12 protein-coding genes are annotated in these 20,612 nt (G+C 35.7%); 9 read left to right on the forward strand and 3 right to left on the reverse strand.

Annotated elements, in window-relative coordinates:
- Positions 1–478: 478 nt before the first annotated feature.
- Positions 479–2,869, reverse strand: a complete 2,391-nt coding sequence (locus ACP6PM_RS18035) for an ATP-binding cassette domain-containing protein (RefSeq protein WP_426586993.1) — start codon at positions 2,867–2,869, stop codon at positions 479–481.
- Between the two features lie 1,073 nt (positions 2,870–3,942).
- On the opposite strand from ACP6PM_RS18035, the gene ACP6PM_RS18040 reads away from it, so the two are divergent.
- The 3 genes from ACP6PM_RS18040 (at position 3,943) to ACP6PM_RS18050 (ending at position 7,494) form a co-directional block, all read left to right on the forward strand.
- Entirely contained in the window at positions 3,943–5,277 is a 1,335-nt protein-coding gene (locus tag ACP6PM_RS18040) for a D-alanyl-D-alanine carboxypeptidase (protein ID WP_426586995.1), read from the forward strand.
- A 457-nt stretch (positions 5,278–5,734) separates the two neighbouring features.
- Entirely contained in the window at positions 5,735–6,928 is a 1,194-nt protein-coding gene (locus ACP6PM_RS18045; protein WP_426586996.1) for a hypothetical protein, read from the forward strand.
- Positions 6,929–7,041: 113 nt separating this feature from the next.
- Entirely contained in the window at positions 7,042–7,494 is a 453-nt protein-coding gene (locus tag ACP6PM_RS18050) for a hypothetical protein (protein WP_426586998.1), read from the forward strand.
- A 93-nt stretch (positions 7,495–7,587) separates the two neighbouring features.
- Here ACP6PM_RS18050 and ACP6PM_RS18055 read toward each other — a convergent pair whose 3' ends face one another.
- Positions 7,588–8,925: a flippase gene (locus tag ACP6PM_RS18055; RefSeq protein WP_426587000.1), complete on the reverse strand. Its 1,338-nt coding sequence runs from the start codon at positions 8,923–8,925 to the stop codon at positions 7,588–7,590.
- A gap of 910 nt (positions 8,926–9,835) precedes the next feature.
- The gene (locus ACP6PM_RS18060; protein WP_426587002.1) at positions 9,836–11,062 is read right to left on the reverse strand and encodes a DUF1460 domain-containing protein; all 1,227 of its coding nucleotides are present in this window, start codon (positions 11,060–11,062) and stop codon (positions 9,836–9,838) included.
- Positions 11,063–11,445: 383 nt separating this feature from the next.
- Between ACP6PM_RS18060 and ACP6PM_RS18065 the strand changes: the two genes are divergently transcribed.
- The 6 genes from ACP6PM_RS18065 to ACP6PM_RS18090 form a co-directional block, all read left to right on the forward strand.
- A complete protein-coding gene (locus ACP6PM_RS18065) occupies positions 11,446–12,969 on the forward strand; it encodes a protein kinase domain-containing protein (protein WP_426587004.1) in 1,524 nt (507 codons plus the stop codon).
- 252 nt (positions 12,970–13,221) lie between these two features.
- Positions 13,222–15,561, forward strand: a complete 2,340-nt coding sequence (locus ACP6PM_RS18070) for a caspase family protein (protein WP_426587006.1) — start codon at positions 13,222–13,224, stop codon at positions 15,559–15,561.
- 223 nt (positions 15,562–15,784) lie between these two features.
- Positions 15,785–17,995 (forward strand): NACHT domain-containing protein, encoded by a 2,211-nt coding sequence (locus ACP6PM_RS18075; RefSeq protein WP_426587007.1) that lies wholly within the window; start codon positions 15,785–15,787, stop codon positions 17,993–17,995.
- A 111-nt stretch (positions 17,996–18,106) separates the two neighbouring features.
- Positions 18,107–18,187, forward strand: a complete 81-nt coding sequence (locus tag ACP6PM_RS18080; protein WP_426587042.1) for a zinc-ribbon domain-containing protein — start codon at positions 18,107–18,109, stop codon at positions 18,185–18,187.
- Between the two features lie 288 nt (positions 18,188–18,475).
- On the forward strand, positions 18,476–19,201 hold the full coding sequence (locus ACP6PM_RS18085) for a CHAT domain-containing protein (RefSeq protein WP_426587008.1): 726 nt from the start codon (positions 18,476–18,478) through the stop codon (positions 19,199–19,201).
- 128 nt (positions 19,202–19,329) lie between these two features.
- A partial coding sequence (locus ACP6PM_RS18090) for a protein kinase domain-containing protein (protein WP_426587010.1) occupies positions 19,330–20,612 on the forward strand: 1,283 nt, incomplete at its 3' end.

Consider the following 20,612-nt stretch of genomic DNA (forward strand, 5'->3'; position numbering starts at 1 on the left):
TCTTTAAAACTTCTCGCTTGGGCGTTGCACAATCAGGAATGATGAAATCTGAAAGTAGATATTTTTGGAGAATTCTTTCCTCAGTATATGTAGAGTTTAAAATCTATTATCATTCTTTAATGTGGAACCCCCTCGCTTGAGGTTTAAAGTGAGAACTTTGAGGTTTGAAACGTCTCAGTCCAGTAGTAGTCCTTTTCATTAATTTTGATGGGTAAGCAAATTATTAAATTATAAATAATAAGTTGTTGTGACAAATTACAACCCTTCAGAACTAATGAAACAAACCAGTAGGGTGTGTTAGCGGAGCGTAACGCACCATTTTCCAGGGAAGTATAACCCACTTCACAGATTACTTGATAACCCATTCTTGATGTGATTTTTAAATTAATGGTAGTGCGTTACGGCTAGCGCCTTTTCATGTCGCGCAGCGAAACACACCCTACTAAACCAACTATCTTTAATTATCAATTATCCATTATTAAATAATATCTTTTCGTTTCTGAAACCAAATAGTTAAACCTAAATAAATCAGCGAATGTAAACATAAAACCCCCCAACTTAAACCTAAATTTTCCCAGTTAAGATTATAAACATCTGAACCAGAAAATGGTAATGGAACGGTACTTCCGTCTGGTAATCTAGTTGCTTCGGGCACCATTTCATTTACATTTACCAGTGCGCCATAGGCAGCTACAGACCAACGACTTAACATTACCCAAGAAAATTTACTAGCTATACCTGTCATTTCAAATAAAACACCAGAAAAAATAATCTGAGGCAGCAATATTAAAGGTAAAGCACTATTAGCTTGAGAACCATTTTTAACAATAGAGGAAATCATTAATCCCAGACTAATACAACTTATTAAAGTTAAAAAGGTAGTAATACTAACTCCTATCGGCCATGAAATTAATTCGGGCTGTGGATTTTCAAATCCTAGGATAATTACTCCTGCTATTAATAGAGTTTGGAAAATTGCTAATAATCCCAAAACTATTACTTTTGAACCTAGATAAGCAAATAATCCTAAATTCACTAATCTTTCTCGAATATAAATAGCCGATTCTTTGACTATTTCTTGCAGAGAACTAGAAAGACCAACCCATAAACAGGCACAAGTAAATACAAATAATACTCGCAAAGCTAAAGGAGCTAAAGTAGGTTCTGGGTCGCCAACTAATGGATTTTTATCTCTAACTGCAAATAAAATTAGACCAATGCCAATAGGAGCAGTTAATAAAGCTAAACCTAAATTAATCGGGTCGCGGAAAATTAATTTCAAATATCGTTGGATTAAAATAAATAGTTGTTGCCAAAAAGAAGCTGGTTGTTGTTTGGGAGGTAAGTTAGTAGGAGGTTTTAAATTATCAATACTCAGATGATTGGAAATATAATGCCGATAATATTCTGATTGACGAAAATTATTTACCCATTCATTGACATTTTCATCACTGGTTTCTAGTTCATTGTAAATATCGGCAAAGTCACCAGTATTTACAGAGAAAAAAGTTAGAGCTTCTCTAGAAGAACCAAAGTAACATAACCGCCCACCTCTACCTAAAAAGACTACCCTATCGCAAATTCTAATATTAGCTGTGGCATGGGTAACTAAGATAATTGTTCGTCCTTGATTTGCCAACTTTCTTAATAGTTGCATCATTTTTTTATCTAAACCAGGGTCGAGTCCAGATGTCGGTTCATCTAAGAAAAATAATTTCGGATCTGCTAATAATTCCACGCCAATACTTACCCTTTTTCTTTGTCCTCCACTTAACTGACTAACTAATACATTTCTTCTTTCTGTCATTTCTATTTGTTCGATGGTTTTTTCGACTACTTCTTTAACATTAATATCTGGAGGTAAGCGCAATTTTGCAGCATAAGTTAAAACTTCCGATACTGTTAATTCCGGATGAATAATATCGTCTTGAGGAACATAACCAATTTGAGTCCGATAAATATTAAAATTATTCCTTAAATCTTCACCATTAATATAAACTTTGCCTTTAGTTGTAGGGTCTATTCCTAATAATGTTCGCATCAAAGTAGATTTCCCAGTTCCACTTCCTCCCACTAAAGCAACAAACTGCCCCGGTTCGATCGCGAAAGAGAGATCGTTTAGCAAAACTCGCGTTTTTCCCCGTTGGTCTCTGACTATTCTGTAGAGGCGATCGGCATCAAGACGAATTTGGTTACCAGGGTCGAAGACTTCCAAATTATCGCCTCGACGAATGAGGGTAAAAGGTCCGATTTTAATTACCGCTCCGTCAGTCACAGCAATAGAATTTTTAACCCGCACCTCATTGACAAAAACGCCATTTGTACTATAATCCCGTAAAATGTAATTACCTTGACCATTCGGTTCAATAGTGGCATGACGACGGGAAACAATGGCAGCATCTAATTCTAGATTGGCATCAGGATCGCGACCAAGTAACACCGATCTATCTTGCAAAGATATTGAACGCGTTTTTGGCAAAGATGCTATAGCTACAGGATTATTTGGTTCAAAATATTTGAGTAGGATTTGGTTTTGGGGGTCGAGACCGATTTTGATTTCTATACCATTTTGGAGCAGATGACCTTCAGATGGAGTAATGCGGGTGCGGTCGAGAAATAATCCGTTAGTGCTTGCTCGATGACTATCACCATCATAAATATGGTAGCGATCGTCAACTTTCTGGATGATGGCGTGATAACTAGAGATAACTAACCAATCTGAAGGTACTACTAGATCGGCACGGAGGCGATCGCGTCCTAGTATATGATGGTCTTGTGTCAGTTGGAGAGTGATAATTTGGCCTTGATTATTTAATTCTATATAGGGATTACTATTTAAAAGGGTAGTTTGCCCTGTTTTGTTACTCATAATAATATTAGATTTTAGATTTTTTGGCACAGATTGACAAAAACTATTTATATTTAATCAGAAGTGGGTAAATTTTTCTAGTTTAATCTACCATTTATAGCTTGAAGCTATCAGCATTTAGCTATCAGCTTAAGTCCAAACTATTGACTGTAAATAATTTCAATTTTATCAATGTCATAACACTTTTTTGTAGTGCTATTTATAGCTTGAAACTCTCAGCTTTCAGCTATTAGATTAAGTTAAAATTATTGACTGTAAAGGATTTCAATCTCATCAATTTCATAAGACTTTTTTGTAGTTATATATTATCTTAATTTTAGGAGAAACCTGAGATTATTTTTTACCGAAAAATAATGAGAGATTAACTAAATTATTAAATTATCAAAGATTGATATAGCAATCCTATTTCAATTGTAGTATTTCTGTGATAGTTAGGAGTCATCATTCAGGAGTCAGGAGTCACAATTTTCAAGGTTTTTCATCAATATTAACTATTATAAAAATTCTCACAAATCATTTAGGATTGCTATACTTATCAGCTTACCTAAAATTCAAAATTTGTATATCTCACCAAGAGGGAGAAAAGCTATATATCATGTTTACTTAATTGACAACTGATAACTTAATTATGTTATAGTAGTTTTGATATTAATGAAATACAGAATGTAAGCATTCAGCTATTAGCTGTAAGCTCTCAGCAATAAGTCCAAATATTAAGGAGGGAGTTTAAATTAATATATACTTTAAAGTTGGCTTTTGTAGTCAGATTTAATTCTGGCTTAATTAATAAAGCTTTTATCTAAAACTAAAAAATAGCTGATAGCTGAAGTTCGCAGTTACGACCCAGGAGGCTAGCTGACTGCTGAATGCTTACTACAGCATTTTTTTTCTTTTCCCGATCGCCTATTACCTAAAATTCAAAATTTGTATATCTCACCAAGAGAGAGAAAAGCTATATATCATGTTTACTTAATTGATAACTGATAACTGATAACTGATTTGTGTTGGGTTTCGGTTCCTCAACCCAACCTACATTTACTGAATTTTTACCACAATAATTCTAGATGAAACTAATGCAAAAAAAACTATCTATAACTACTCTGTGTATATCCTTATATCTAACTGGATGTCAATCTCCTGAACCGGAAATAACATCTCCGAGTCCCGAAACAACTCCTTCCCCACAAGTATCAATTGAAATTCCTCAAAAACCTTTGACATTATCTCCAAATAATCCAGAAAAAATAGCTTCTACTCAAGTACAAACATATCTCACTACATTAGCAAATCAAGGATTTTCTCAACAAAATCAAGGAATTTGGATACAATCAAATGATACTTTATTAGCAAATTATCAAGGTACAATTCCTTTACCAGCAGCCTCAATTACTAAAGTAGCAACTTCTTTAGTTGCCTTAGAAACTTTTAATCCCGACCATCAATTTATCACATTAATTGGTACAACAGGAAAAATTGAAAATGGTGTATTAAATGGAGATTTAGTCATTCAAGGAGGAGAAGACTCATTTTTTGTTTGGGAAGAAGCGATCGCTATTGGAAATTTATTAAATAAAATAGGGATTCAAAGAGTTACTGGGAATCTAATTATTACTGGTAAATTTTACATGAACTTTGAATCTAATCCTCAGACTGCTGGTAATTTTCTTAAACAAGGATTGAACAGTCAAATTTGGCCGGGAGAAGCTTTAAGTCAATATGAAACTTTACCTCCAGGTACGCCAAAACCTCAAGTAATAATTGATGGTGTTGTAGAAGTTTCTCCCACTCCTCCTGAAAATATAAAACTATTAATTAGGCATTATTCTTTTCCCCTAGCTGAACTGGTGAAGAAAATGAATCAATATAGCAATAATTTAATGGCAGATATGTTAGCTGAAGCTGTGGGAGGTTATCAAGTAGTTGCGACAAAAGCTGCTGAATTTATCGGAGTACCAAAACAGGAAATTCAATTAATTAATGGTTCTGGTTTAGGGGAGGAAAATCGCATTTCTCCTCGCGCTGCTACGGGAATGTTTCTAGCAATTAATAAATATCTTCAGCAATACAATATGAGTGTGGCAGATGTATTTGTTATGGTTGGCAAAGATAAAGGTATTTTAGATGAACGTAAACAGCTTCCAAATTTTGCAGTAGTTAAGTCTGGAACTCTCGATTATGTTAGTGCTTTAGCAGGAGCTTTACCAACAAAAGAAAAGGGTGTTGTTTGGTTTACAATTCTGAATAAAGGAGCTAGTGTAACTCAATTAAGAAATCAACAAGAAATTTTACTAAGAGATATGTTGAACAAGTGGGGTACTGTTGAGTTATTGCCTCCAGAATTAACAGCTAATCCTGAGAGAAAAACTAAAACTTCTCAGAGTGAAATTATTGAAAATGGGAAAAAATAAGAATCTAGATAAGTCAAAAGTAAGATTAATACTATTACAAAAATTTCTGAAAAAAATCTTAGAGATTGAATGTATTAGGAAATATAAAAAGGAGATATAGCAATCCTATTTTATTCGTGGCAAAAATCTTACTACTTTTTAGGCAACAGGCAACAGGCAACAGGTAAGAGTTTCAACTTTTTTATTTACTTTTTAATTACCCGCAACCTATTTAGGATTGCTATAGGGAATAGGGAATAGGGAAGAATAAATAAATAAAGACAACTATTTGTCATTTATAAATATAGGAATGTATCTACCGAACACCTCTGTATCTACCAGATTTCAATCCCTTGAAGTATTAACGCTTTTAGATTTTATATTATGTACGGTTAAATAGTTATAATTAAAGTTCGTAGTAGGGCTTTAGCCCGAACTATAGATAGGGCTAAAGCCCTACTACAAACAAAATTTTTTTATGAGCGAATCAAGATTAAAACAGCTTGTCAGCCAAGGTAAAGCGACCATATTTTACATTCACGGAACTGATAGAAGTGGATCTACGCTGGCCGAAGTGATTTTTTCAAAATTGGCGGATAGAGCAATCCATCAACCTTTTTTACGTCTGAATAAAAAACTGGGAGGTATCCTCAGACCTAATAAACAGCCCTTTGATGCTGACATCTATGAAATGGGTTGCGGCTTGATTGTTGAGCAGATAAAAGAAATTCTCCAGCAGAAAAACCACGCTACAATTTGTGTCAAAGAAACTACTCGTTTCTTTCATTCCCAAATTTGGGAGCAATGGATTCAGATTCCTGAAAAGTTTCTGTTTACAATCCGGGAGCCTCACTTACAACACTTATCATGGTTATCCTTCTTGACTGACTTAGCATACAAGGGCAATGGCTTATTGATGACCAATCCTTACAAAGTCCTGGAAAAAGCCCAAACAACAGAAGCCTTAGACATCCAAAGCTTCCGACCTGGAGGGCCTTCGGGTACAATTATTAGTTATAATTTGCAGATATGGCAGAATTTAATCAGAGATTGGAATTTGTTGCAATCTAGGATTGCTGGAAGTTCAAAAAAACTGGCAGTTCTGGATTTAATAGAACTTAGGCAAAATCCTGAATATGCAATTGGCAAAACAATTGAGCAATTAGGTTTTGAAATTGATAATGTTGAGAGGCTCAATCGCAATTTAATGGTGCAGTCTCAAAACAAGGTCTTTAATAACATAGTAGCTTCCTACCCTTCTGCAACAATAAAAATACGCAATAGCAATGAAATAGAGCTGTTAGTTCCTGGGGAAGCTATCGCGACCTACGCCTTTTCACCTCAGTCACAAGAGCTGATTTTGCGACTGATACCCCTGTACCTCGATATGCTCTACGCACCCGAAAATGCTGCTATGCCATCTTCGCAACAACTAGAGGAGACTGTGGCAGGCAGCGAAACTTTGAAATTAGGAGATATTCATCCTTTTGTTGCCTACGCGATCGCGAGTTTCCATCAGCACAAAAACCCAACCCCAGAAATTAATTCCCTGCTAGAGAGGATTTTCAATGGGAAAACGAAAACTGTTTTGGGGGAAGAAAAGCCAAACTCAGAATTATTCGGAGATTCTTTTGCAGTGGTGGATGCTTACGACTACAATTGTAGAAATTAAATCTTTAAACCTATGAATCAGGACTTAGGCAAAATATTAAGTTATACACTATCTGTAGGGGCGAACGGCCGTTCGACCCTACTAGATATGGTAGTTCTGCGTAAGTCCTGTGAATGAGAAGTAATATGCAAAAGACTGTTTATCCACCAATCGTAACTTATGTGGGTGAAAATCCTAGTAAGTTTATCAAACAATTAGAGAATGCCTACAACCATCAATTTTGGCAACAAGAAGGAAACAATAGACAACTTTATCGTTCAGGTGAAAGTATTATTGCTATTGAAAAAGGCAAAGCTCCTGACGACCATCTATCCATAGGCCCCTCTGATATTACGTTGCCGGTTTCAGAGCGCTATTTTAACGCCTTGGTCAAGCGCTTAAAACAGAATACAGAATTATTCTACACCGATTATCTCACTGTTCATCAGGACAATAAGCCGAAAGTTGAATTAGCTTTAGAAAAAAACTTGACTCTAACAGTTATTCCCAAAAAACAGGCTACCCCAGTAACTATATCAAATACAGAGACACCATTAGCGCCAGATCACACCGTTTCGGTTAAATAGTTATTATAATTAAAGTTCGTAGTAGGGCTTCAGCCCTACTACAAACCATATACTTTATTATAAGTGATTATCCGAACATAATATTAACAGCAGTTAACCCCTGTTAGCAAAAAAACTATAAAAAACCGAAGGGTAAATACCCAAATACTTAATCACTAGAAAACTAAGCCAGACATTCCACATAGCCATCGTCAAGCTAGTAGCGATCGCTGCTCCAATGGAACCAAATATAGGAATTAATACTCCATTCAAAACAATATTACTTAAAGCAGCATAACCATAAATAAAAACCGCTTTATTTTGATGACCTGTCATAATCAACAAGAAACCCACAGAGCCACATAAAGCATTCACTAACTGTCCTAAAACCAAAATCTTTAACTGCCAGTGAGCAACAACAAAATCTGACCCAAAAAGCCCCATCACAGGTTGGGCGAAAATAATCAAGATAGCAGCAACAGCTAGGGAAGACCAGAACATCCAGACAGTTACTTTAGAGACCAGCTTTTGTAACTCCTGGCGATCGCCTTGCACATACAGGGTAGTAAAAACAGGAGCGACTACGATATTAACAGTTTGCAAAGAGAAAGCTACCCATTCAGCAGTCTTCACCGCCGCGCTGTAAATCCCCGCCTCTTCAGCTCCAATTACCGAACCCACCATCACAATATCTGTTTGATTCAAAATCTCCCTAAATCCCGCTTGTAATAACAAAACTAGGGCGATACTTATCCATTCCCGGTAGTTATAGATGGGAGTAGTCTGCTCAACTTCTGTATTCAATTTGCCCCACAACAACCACAACTGGAATGATAGGGCGATCGCCAACATTACCATTGCTATTTCGATAGTTGTGATGCTGCGGAGTGCGTGGTTTCTTTGCCAAAAGAATAATCCTCCTGACAGCAATAATATTGGCCATATTACTAGGGAGGGTGCATAGGCTAAAGTTACATCTTTCATTGCTCTAGCTGTTTCCAAAAATAATTGGACTAAAGCTTGTAGTGGCACTAACCAAATCCCGATTAGAAGTGGTTTTGCGTAGGCAAAGTTGTGATAATGATTGAGCAATAAAATTAGACCCGTGGAGACTAAGCACAACAAGATACTATTCAATATGGTCAGTAATAAGCTACCACGGATAATACCGCCCAAACGCCCCCAATCTTGCTTAACTCGGTATTCGGAAATTAAGCGCAATACGGTGCGAGGGAAACCCAATCCTGCTGGAATTGCTAAGAGTAATGACCAAGAGATGACATATTCATAAATTCCGTACTCGGTTTTGCCCATCCATCGGGCTAGAAATACTTTAACTAAGTAGATTAGCAGTAACCCTATTAATTGAATAATCAAGGCTACTTTAACATCTTTAACTAGAGTGCTGAAATTGAAACTGTCTGAATTTGCTGATAATGAAGTTTGAGTCATAAGATTTTTTCAAGAAGGAAGAAGGAAGAAGGAAGAAGGAAGAGGGCTTAAATTTCCTAATGGATAACTTTTGACTTTTAACTTTTGAAGTGATGAACAATAACCCTATTAATTGAATAATCAAGGCTACTTTAACATCTTTAATTAGAGTACTGAAGTTGAAACTGTCTGAATTTGCTGATACAGGACTTACGCAGGGGCACTATATATAGAGTGCAAAAACTGTAGCAATATAGTTTTTAACACTACATACATGGTATCTGCGTAAGTCCTATGATAATGAAGTTTGAGTCATAAGATTTTTTCAAGAAGGAAGAGGGAAGAAGGAAGAAGGAAGAAGAAAGAGGGCTTAAATTTCCTAATGGATAACTTTTGACTTTTAACTTTTGAAGTGATGAACAATAACCCTATTAATTGAAGAATCAAGGCTACTTTAACATCTTTAACTAGAGCGCTGAAGTTAAAACTGTCTGAATTTGCTGATAATGAAGTTTGAGTCATAAGTAGGTTGGTGAAAAAATTTACAAGTACGTCATTGCGACTGGAACGGAGTGGAAGGAAGCAATCTCCGCCAACTCCTGAGATTGCTTCCTATCGTCGCTGCGGACAACTGTTCAACTGGATTTTATATTAGACATATCCGGAAAAGAGGGAACACTTAACTGGAAACACTTAACCCACCCCTATGCTCCCAGGAGGGGAGTAATTGATAATTTCTGGATGATAATTGATTTGATTTTTAATTTTCACCACATGTCTATTAGATGCTAATTTTATCAGGTAAAAAGCTAGCGAGCAAGATGCTCGCACTAATTCATCTCGCAAATATGCAACACCTGCTTTAGAGTGTTATAAGAAACCGAGTTTAATATGACTTCAGAATTCTGACTTCTGAATTTTGAATTCTAACTTAACGCCTTGGATCGACAGGTCTTGCCACTAAAATACCAATGGCACTTTCCACATTCCAAATATATCTTTCTAAATCATAAGCAACCGTTACTTTTCCTGCAGGGGAAGCATGAATAAAACCAATATTACCATCAGAATTACGATAAACTAAGCCAGTATGAGTCACATCTAATCCATTAATTTCTGTCGCGACGGCTATAATATCACCTGGTTTTAGCTGAGAATAAACACTGCTAATTTTATAGTATGGAATGTAGTTAATTTTCAGTTTACTAATACTATCTTCCATACTAACAATACACTGATAGTTCGCATCATTCCTAGCAATTTGTGGATACTTCAATCTATTTTTACTCATAAAAAATAATTGCTTATTTACCCTTTCACCGCCTAATTCCACACCGATATCTCTAACATTTCCACGTCTTTGATTATCAGCAATCCATTCAGAAAAATAATGTAAACGGCTGCAATATCCATCCATTTTACCTTTCCAGTATCGCTGGTTTCTAATATTATTAATAAAGGTCAAATAAGAATAATCTTCCATTGCTATTCCCCTAGCCATTGCCAATACAGTTTCCACAAATAATACACAATCAAATCCATCCAAAGTAATAACTAAAGACTCTTGATTTGATTTATCTAATAATCCAGCTTTGTAGGGAGTACCAATAAAATAATCAGCGATCGCCTGCATAATTTCTGCCATGGAAAGTTGAGAAAGATTCTGTTTTATGGCATACTCCATCACTGGTTTAAACTTGGGGTCTTCTTGAATACTATTCGGTGGTATTTTATTAATTCCTTTTTCTCGACGACTTTTATTTAAGTGAATATCAATTAATGGTCTTGTGGGAGGTTGAGACGGACCTACTGGGAATTCTTTTAAAACATTTCGCTTTGATAAAGTAGATAATTTTGAGAAATCATTACCAGATAAATCTAGGGATTTTAAAGTAGTATCGGAAAATTGAATTAGATGCAAATTTAATAATTTTTCCGAAATAGACACTAGGGGATTAATTAACTTTTCATCATCAGATTTTATTTTGTCATTATCCCGATCCTTAGCAAGATATTTTGTCTGAATATTGCCATCTTTTTGAGCAGCATTAACCAGGCTTAAAAAAGACATTGAACTATTTAACACCAGAGGAAAATTTACTGTGTAGAAGCCAGTGACTGCCACTGCTAAAACAGTTAAATCTAATAATTTTCTCATTTTTTTACCAGGAATTTTAGACTACAAATATGTGCAAGTATCGGTTATAGCTGATAGCTGACGGCTAATGGCTAAATGCTTACCAATAGATGATTTTCAATAATTAATAATTAATAATTAATAATTACCTCTTCTTTTTAATTAGAGGATTGTTTAAAAGATTTTTTTTGTTTTTTTATCTTTAAAAAGAGAGGAGTTAAACCTTGAATTTTCGGCAATTATAGATGGTTTGATTATCAAATATTCATTATTTATTATTCATTATCAATTAAATTAAGTACAGTTTTAACCATAGGTAATTATCCATTATCCATTATTAATTATCCATTATTCATTATCCATTATCCATTAATAAAAAGTATGTTATCCTAAACAAGAAGAAATTGGTAATAGTTACTGATGTGAAACCTACATTTTTGAACAATCGCTATCGAGTTATACGAGCCATCAGTAGTGGTGGATTTGGGGAAACCTTTTTAGCCCAAGATACCCAAATGCCTTCTGGTCGCTATTGCGTAATTAAGCAACTTAAAGTAGTTACAAATAATCCTGATATTTACCAAGAGGTACTACAACGCTTTCAACGAGAAGCGGCCATTTTGGAAGAATTAGGGGAGACTAATACTCAAATACCTAAATTATATGCTTATTTTAGCGATACAGCAGGTCAATTTTACTTAATACAAGAATGGATAGAAGGAGAAACCCTGGCAAAAATAGTAGAAACTACAGGTAAAATGACAGATAGTTATGTTCAGAAAATGCTGATTAGTTTACTATCGGTTATTAACTATATACATAGCAGAAATATTATTCATCGGGATATTAAGCCGGAAAATATTATTTTGCGTCAAGAAGATGATTTGCCAGTTTTAATAGATTTTGGGGCAGTAAAAGATTCTATTACTACAGCAATTAATTCTGAAAAAAATACACCTATTTCTATTATGATTGGCACTCCTGGATATATGGCTTTTGAACAAGCTGCTGGACGACCTGTTTATGCAAGCGATTTATATAGTTTAGGAATAACAGGAATTTATCTACTCACAGGAAAAGTTCCTCAAGATTTAGAAATGGATTTACAAACTGGAAAGATTATTTGGCAGCAACATACTAATAATTTAACTCCTAAATTAGCAGGAATTTTAGATAAGGCAGTTCAACCTAATATTAGCGATCGCTTTGCTACAGCTAGAGAAATGTTAGAAGCTTTACAGCCTGATTCAATTCAGGTTTTTACTAATGAAACAGAACAGTCATCTCCATCCTTAGTAGTTATCAATAATTCTGACAAAACAACAACTTTAGATTCACCTGTAGATAAACATTTAGAACTACCTTCAACTCAACTATCTATCAGTCGGAAAAATTGGCATAAAACTCTAGTTATTAGCAGCGCTATTGGTAGTTGTTTTTTGATTGGTATTTTGCTCAAAAATACCTTAATTAAATTTGCCCAACCACAATTAGAAATACCAACCTTTCCCAAACCACCTACCACAGAATTAGTAATATCAATTTCTCAACCACAAGCTAAAAAATTAATCCAGACTTGGTTAAAAGCAAAAAAAGATATATTTGCTCCTCCCTATAATCAAAAACTTGCTGCTGAATTGACAACAGGAAAAGTATATGATAAAATCGCTTCTTCAAATGGAGCGATCGCCTGGTTAAAAGAAAACAATGCTTACTATCAGTATGGAATTCAAAAAATAGACAGTATTGAATATTTTTCAACCCAAGGAAATCAAGCCACCATTCAACTTAAAGTTACTGAAGAATATCAACTCTTTAAAAATGATAAATTAGAAACTCAAAGGTCAGGTTCATCCCAATTAACAGTCATCTATAATTTGCAATTTATAGACGGTAAATGGAAAATAGCTAGTTCTATAATTCTGTAGAAATAATACTATTTTGACTACTCCCCGGACTCAAGTCACGGGGATTCTAATCGGATTAAAATCCGATGAATGCTTACTAAACTTCTGATACCAATTCACTTAAAAAATGTCACAAATACAGCGGATTATACCTTGGTGAGGTACACCAATTGTGGGCAAGATGCCTAGAAAGATTTAATTGTTAATATCTGTACTTCATATACTTGGAATATGCTGTATCTATACAACAAAAAAATCGAATAGACTAATACTATGAATTCAACAACATTATCAATCTCAAACAACTGGTCTATTTTATCTCTCGAAGCTGTTCTAGCTATAATCATTAATCAACTTCGAGTATTCACAAAATCCTCAGAAAGTATTGGCTTGACTACTAATATTTGGCACTCAACTAAGTCTCCGGTTCAAGACAAACCGAAACCTGAAAATAGACGAGAAAGAGGAAGTCGAGGAAATACATCCGAGCAAACAATATCATCCCCAGAAAGCCCTAAAGAAACTCCTGATTTTTATGCCTTACTTATCGGAATAAACTTTTATTTTCCCCATAAATTAGAAGGTGGTAGCTACAGAAACTTGCGGGGATGTGTCCGAGATATTAATCATGTTGAAAACTATTTAAAAAATACTTTCAACCTTAGTCCTGACCAAATTATTAAACTGACTGCCACCGCTTCAGATAATCCCAAACAACCGAAAGAATCAGAGGAATTTTTGCCAACCTATCAGAATATTGTTGCTAAATTTAAAGAGTTAGCAGCTAAAGCAAAACCTCAAGACCGAGTATATATTCATTATTCCGGTCATGGCGGACGAGCAAAAACAATTTTTCCCAATATTAAAGGTATTTCTGGTTTGGATGAAGCGTTAGTTCCTACAGATATTGGTCAACCAAATTCACAGTATTTACGCGATTTAGAATTTGCAAAATTACTCGAAGAAATGGTCGAAAAAGAGTTAGTTGTTACTCTGGTACTCGATAGTTGTCATTCCGGTGGTGCAACAAGGGAAATGGAAGATGACCGGGTTCGTGCTGGAGGTTTTATTGATATGACTTCTCGACCTACGGATAGTTTAGTTGAATCTCTTCAACAATTAGAAGAAAATTGGGAAAAATTAACAGCAAATAGTCGGAATATTACTGTTGCTAATGGTTTGTTACCAGAGCCACAAGATTATACTTTAATTGCAGCTTGTCGGGATAATGAATTTGCTTTTGAAGATGTTTTTGAAGGAACAGAACGCAACGGTGCTTTGACTTATTTTATGTTAAAAGCTTTGCAAGAATTTGGTACAGAACTTTCTACTGAAGACCTATTTAATCGGATTTCTAATTTTGTTCATAATTGCTTTGAACGACAAACACCGATGTTAATTGGAGAGACAAAGGGCACTTTTTTTGGCGGTCAATCTGTTGTTAGTAGTCCTACTCCTACAGTAATGGATGTAGATGTTGCTAAAAACCGAATCAAAATTCAAGTTGGTCAAGCTAATGGTTTTAAAAAAGGAGCAGAATTTGAGATTTTCAAATTTAGGACTAGGAATTTTCAAGACAGCCAAAATAAAGTTGCTACAGTCAAAATTGTTGAATTAGGAGCATCTGATAGTTGGGCAGAAGTAACAGAATTACACAATATCAGAACCATTAATAATGATTTAAAATCAGGAATGATTGAAATAGGTTCACCTGCTGTATTTCTCAGTCCTGGGGTGAAACAAATTCGGAAAGTGGCTATAATTTTGCCAGAAAAGTTACCGGAAATTCCTGGTGTAAATGTGGCGTTATTGCCTAATGTTATTCCAGCTAAGAAAGAACAAGTTGCAGGTAATCGCTGGATAGAATTTTGTTCGGAAACGGATAAGGATGTAGATTATTTTGTTTCTCTGAATGCTGCTGGAGAATATTTGGTTTTGGATGCTGAGAAACAGCCTGTTAAAAATATTATTTTTCCGATAAAAGTCGATGAAGCGGAAGCTAGTCAAAAGTTGATTAATCGCTTAATTCATATTGCTAAATATCAGAGTATTTTGGATTTGGATAATGATGTATTTGCTCCAGATATCAACGGAAAATTAAAGTTGGAATTGGGTAATAAGTCAAAAAATAGAGATTTTTTACCTTTAGAAACAGACAACAATAATCTTTATGAATTGGAAGAAGAAGAAAATGTTTACCTGAGAATTAGTAATGAATCTAATCTAACTTTGAATGTTACAGCTTTAATACTTCAGGCAGATTTAAGTATTCTCAGATTCTATCCTCAAGGTAAACCTTATGATGTTGTAGAACCTGGTCAAACAAGAGAAACTGAAGAGGAAATAAGCATCTCATTGCCAGAAAATTATCAGGAAGGGATAGATGTGATTAAGGTATTTGCAACTATGGATGCCACGAATTTTCAAATATTAGAATTACCCGCATTAGACCAATCTCGAAAAGGATTTGGTAATCAACAACCTACTAACGCTTTAGAAGAATTATTAGCAGCAGTTGTAGATGAAGATTCGCCCCAAAGAAATATGAAGATTAAAACTTCTGCTAGTAAGAAATGGACGACAGAAAAAGTGGAGGTGTTGCTGAGGAAGTAGTCAGGATACAGGAGTCAGGAGTTAAAAAATGTGTATTTCTGGTAGAAAAACAATCATCTTAATTTAAAATTGTCACATTAATTTAAGGCAGTGGGAGCATCTTGCTCCCGTGCCAGGTATTCTTTATTTGCTGTATACCATTACTATGCAGGACTACCAAAACCTCAATTTTCACATTTCATACCAAGCATCTATGACTGATAACTGATAACTGATAACTGAAATGGCCCAACAACCAAATTCCAATAAACACATAAATATTGATGGTACTGCCTCCGTAGAAGGTCAAGTTGGTCAAGCTGGACGAGATTTAATTCAGACTGTAACAGTTTATGAAGGCATCAGTATTGCTGCTTTGTTTCGTCGAGAAGTCAAACCACCAACTCAACAAGAATATCGCTGGCGCAAAAAACTACTCGACCAAGTTCAACAATATTGGGTAAAAGATGTTTTAGAAAGGTCTCTGCATCATCGAGCGATGATTGACCTGGAACTTGAAACACGAGATGATCTAGTCGAACGTCCCTCCTTTGGTAATGTGCAAATTTCCCCTCAAGAGTCAGAACAACCTGTATCTATAACTGGAGGAATGACCACTGCATTCCGTCGTCTGGGGGAAGGGCGAACTTTACTAATTTTAGGTGAACCCGGAGCGGGGAAAACAACCGTGTTATTGAAATTGGCAAAGGATTTAATTGCTGAAACCGATAAAAATTTGAATCAACCTATACCCGTTGTTTTGAACTTATCCTCTTGGGCAAAAAAGCAGCAAAAAATAGCTGACTGGTTAGTTGATGAACTTCAGAGTAACTATGGTGCAACTAAATCTCTGGGTAAAATATGGGTGAAAGAGCAACAACTGTTACTTCTGCTGGATGGTTTGGATGAAGTGAAAGCCAAACATCGGGAAGCTTGCGTCCAGGCAATTAATCAATTTATGCAAGAGTATGGGTTAGTTGAGATGGTAGTCTGTAGTCGCATCAAAGAGTATGAAGCTCTCTCAACTCGTCTGAAACTACGGGGTGCTATCTATGTTCAACCTCTGACATCGGAACAAGTTAACCAATATTTAGACAAAGCAGGGTCACAACTACAGGGTGTGCGAACTTTATTGCAACAAGATACAGCTCTGCAAGAGATGATGAAATCTCCCCTAACGCTCAGTATTGTCAGCATTGCTTACAAAGATGTATCTGCTGAAAATTTACCACAAATAGGTTCTATTGAGGAACGTCGTAAGCATCTTTTTGATACTTATATTGAGCAGATGTTTCACCGTCATGGGCGAACTGTGAGGATGAAATATAAGCCAGAGCAAACCAAATATTGGCTGACTTGGTTGGCGACTCGGATGGTACAGGAGTCTCAAACTGTTTTTTTGATTGAGAAAATGCAGCCTACTTGGTTAGAAAAGAAGGGTGAACGTATCTTTTATCGCATTGTTAGTGCATTAGCTTCAGGGATAGCTTTTGGCCTGATTGGAGGGCTAATTGGAGGGCTAATTGGAGGGCGGATTGGAGAGCTGATTGAAAAGCTGATTGGAGGGGTAATTGGAAACCTGGTTAGAGGGCTGGTTTACAATTTGGTTTACAATTTCAGGCTGGAACTGAGGTTGGCTTTCGGGCTGACTTTCGGGATGACTTTCGGGCTGACTTTCGGACTGATTTTCGGACTGATTTTCGGGCTGATTTTCGGGCTGATTTTCGGGCTGATTGAAGGAGAAATTAAAACTGTTGAAAGCTTAAAATGGTCGAGTCAAGAATTTAAAAAAAGTATAAAAAAAGGACTGATTATCGGGCTGAGTATGCTGATTATCGTGCTGATTATCGGGATGATTTACGGGCTGATTTTCGGACTGCTTAGAGGGCTGATTGACGGGCTAAGTATGCTGATTGTAGGGCTGACTTTCGGGATGATTGAAGTGCTGAATTATGGGCTGATTGTAGGGCTGATTTTCGGAATATTATATACTGTTCTTCAAGGATTAAAAAAGTCAGATATAGAGACTAAAACAGTCCCAAATCAAGGAATAATAAAATCAATATCTAACGCTGTGACATTGGGATTTTTTATATCTATAGCAACAGGAATAATAGGATTATCAGTTATAGAAATAATAAATAGTATTTTTACCAATACTGATAGTATTTTTATCAATAATGATGGTATAGACAGACTTTGGTTATGGTTTATTGTACCATTCGGTCTAATAATCGGGCTAGCTTTCGGCGGTGGATATGCTGTCATTCAACACCTAACTTTACGTTCAATGCTTTACAAAAAAGGTGTTGCTCCCTGGAATTATGCTCGTTTTCTTGACTACGCCACAGAACTAATATTCCTACAAAAAGTTGGGGGTGGTTACATCTTTATTCACCGGATGTTACTGGAACATTTTGCTAAAGTTGAACTAGAGACTACTCCAGAAAGTTAGGTTAAAATTTCTCAGTTAATAGACCTAGCAAATAAACCGACTTTAGAGGGATTAAATCCTGTACCATCAGAACAAGTTAAAACATCAGAAACTGAAGCAGTTTCATATAAAATTTGTAGCAATTGCCAACATGAAAATCCACTTGAATTTAACTTTTGTTCCCAGTGTGGAACTGCTCTAAATTCTCACTGATTTTATGACTAAAATAATTATAGCAATTCCCACAGTTATGAAGTACATTTATGATCCCCCTAAATCCCCCTTAAAAAGGGGGACTTTGAAACCTCCCCCCTTTTAAGCAGTTCCCCCCTTACTAAGGGGGGTTAGGGGGGATCTGGAGGCAGGGGGGGATCTAAAACTATACCTCATAGAATTAGAGAACTACTATACATCATATTGTATGTAATTGTAGTTTAGCATTAAAATATCTAATCGGGCTAAAGCCCTACTACGAGATATTAATTAAAGGAAATTACAACCATGAAAAAAATACTCATTTTCTTATCTAATCCTACAGATTCAAGTCAGTTACATTTAGGCAAAGAACATAACGAAATTGACGATGCGTTGAAACAATCAAAAAAACGAGATGAATTTCAAGTAGTTAGTAAATTAGCGGTTCGAGTCAAAGATTTACGACGAACATTATTAGAATTAGAAGATAATGAACGGGCAATTGTACATTTTTCAGGTCATGGTGCAGGCAGTGATGGACTTATTTTAGAAGATGATTCGGGCAAAACAAAACTCGTTAGTAGTGATGCTTTAGCCATACTTTTTAAACAGTTTCAACAGCAAGTAGAATGTGTAATTCTTAATGCCTGCTACAGCGAACAACAAGCCGAAGTTATTCATCAACATATTGACTGTGTTATTGGTATGAATAAAGCAATTGGAGATGTAGCAGCAATTAATTTTGCCACAGCATTTTACGAAGCATTAGGAGCAGGAAAAAACTATGAAAAATGTTTTGAATTTGCTCGTACTTCTCTGAATTTAGAAGGAATTTCTGAGTCACAAACCCCAAAGATTTGGTATCGACCTCGACGTAATAATTCTGATATTCAGGAAACAAAAACTGCTGAAAATACAGATAATTTATCCTCTCCACCTGTATCTCAAACAATGACATTTAGTGGGGGTACTGTTACAGGTCTAGTCGGTCAAGCCGAACGAGACCTAAATCAATCTTCCAATAAATTCTAATCTTTTGATAATATTAGTTTTAGTGGCATTTGATATCTTTAAATACACAAAAACTCTGAAACTATTATTCCTCTTCCCTATTCCCTAATTCCAAGAGATTTTATTTACAACCAAAATCTGACTCCTATATGAATCAACAGATTTTAAATAACCGTTATCGAATTATCAAGACATTAGCAAGTGGAGGATTTGGTGAAACATTTCTTGCTCAAGATACTCAAATGCCCTCCGGTCGTCTTTGCGTTATTAAACAACTTAAACCTATAGTAAATAATCCTCAAATTTATCAACTTGTACAAGAAAGATTTCAAAGAGAAGCGGCTATTTTAGAAGAACTAGGAGAAACAAATAATCAGATTCCACGATTATACGCATATTTTACAGAAAACGGACAATTCTATCTAGTACAAGAATGGATAGAAGGAGAAACTCTGACAAAAAAATTAGAATCAGAAGGAGTTTTTAACGAAAATTCCGTCAGACAAATCCTCGTTAGTTTACTCCCTGTTTTAGAATATGTTCATAGCAAAAGAATCATCCATAGAGATATAAAACCAGGCAACATAATCTGGAGAGAAAGAGACGAGTTGCCAGTATTAATTGACTTTGGAGCAGTCAAAGAATTAATGGGAACAACCTTCAATTCACAAGGCAATCCCTCTCGCTCCATAATAATAGGAACTCCAGGATTTATGCCACCCGAACAAGCAGCAGGACATCCAGTTTATGCCAGCGATCTATATAGTTTGGGATTAACGGTAATTTATTTATTAATAGGAAAAAATCCCAGTCAGTTACCAACAAATTCGCCCTGGGAAAATTTTACAACAAATATAACTCCCCAACTGACAGAAATTTTAAATAAAGTCATTCAACCTAACCCAAGCGATCGCTACTCCATCGCTGGAGAAATGCTTCACGCCCTAAATTTTGGCCCAACTGCCATGGCACCCACAGTACCCTCTCCACCACCTCCCATCCTTTTACCTGTCTCAGAAGCTCCCTCACCAGCACCAACCCTTGTTACATCGCCTCCACCAGAAGCTTCAAACCCTTCTCAACCTGTAGTTTCTTATCCTCCTACTCCCAAACCAAGTGCTAGTCGGATGAGAGACTGGCAAAAAGCAATAATTACAGGTAGCATAATTGGTGGATTTATTCTGATTGGAATTGTTGTAGTTAATTCTATTTCTACAGATTCTACAGATAAATCCCCAGAAAAAGTTGACCCTTCAACAACAAATATCAATCCAAATAAAGTAACTTCTCCATCACCCCTTCCCAAAATTTCAACCAAGTCTCAAAAACCTCAACCTTCCCCCAGCAAAACAGAAAGTTCAATCACAGAAACAGAAAATTCTACAGATAAATCCCCAGAAAAAGTTGACCCTTCAACAACAAATATCAATCC

Source organism: Dapis brunnea BLCC-M229 (assembly GCF_050015995.1).
In the GTDB taxonomy this organism is placed as follows: domain Bacteria; phylum Cyanobacteriota; class Cyanobacteriia; order Cyanobacteriales; family Microcoleaceae; genus Trichodesmium.

Excerpts from the sequence above, each read along its gene's own strand:
- ACP6PM_RS18035 (WP_426586993.1), bottom strand. The coding sequence starts at position 2,869 with ATGAGTAACAAAACAGGGCAAACTACCCTTTTAAATAGTAATCCCTAT.
- ACP6PM_RS18040 (WP_426586995.1), top strand. The coding sequence starts at position 3,943 with ATGCAAAAAAAACTATCTATAACTACTCTGTGTATATCCTTATATCTA.
- ACP6PM_RS18045 (WP_426586996.1), top strand. The coding sequence starts at position 5,735 with ATGAGCGAATCAAGATTAAAACAGCTTGTCAGCCAAGGTAAAGCGACC.
- ACP6PM_RS18050 (WP_426586998.1), top strand. The coding sequence starts at position 7,042 with ATGAGAAGTAATATGCAAAAGACTGTTTATCCACCAATCGTAACTTAT.
- ACP6PM_RS18055 (WP_426587000.1), bottom strand. The coding sequence starts at position 8,925 with ATGACTCAAACTTCATTATCAGCAAATTCAGACAGTTTCAATTTCAGC.
- ACP6PM_RS18060 (WP_426587002.1), bottom strand. The coding sequence starts at position 11,062 with ATGAGAAAATTATTAGATTTAACTGTTTTAGCAGTGGCAGTCACTGGC.
- ACP6PM_RS18070 (WP_426587006.1), top strand. The coding sequence starts at position 13,222 with ATGAATTCAACAACATTATCAATCTCAAACAACTGGTCTATTTTATCT.
- ACP6PM_RS18075 (WP_426587007.1), top strand. The coding sequence starts at position 15,785 with ATGGCCCAACAACCAAATTCCAATAAACACATAAATATTGATGGTACT.
- ACP6PM_RS18085 (WP_426587008.1), top strand. The coding sequence starts at position 18,476 with ATGAAAAAAATACTCATTTTCTTATCTAATCCTACAGATTCAAGTCAG.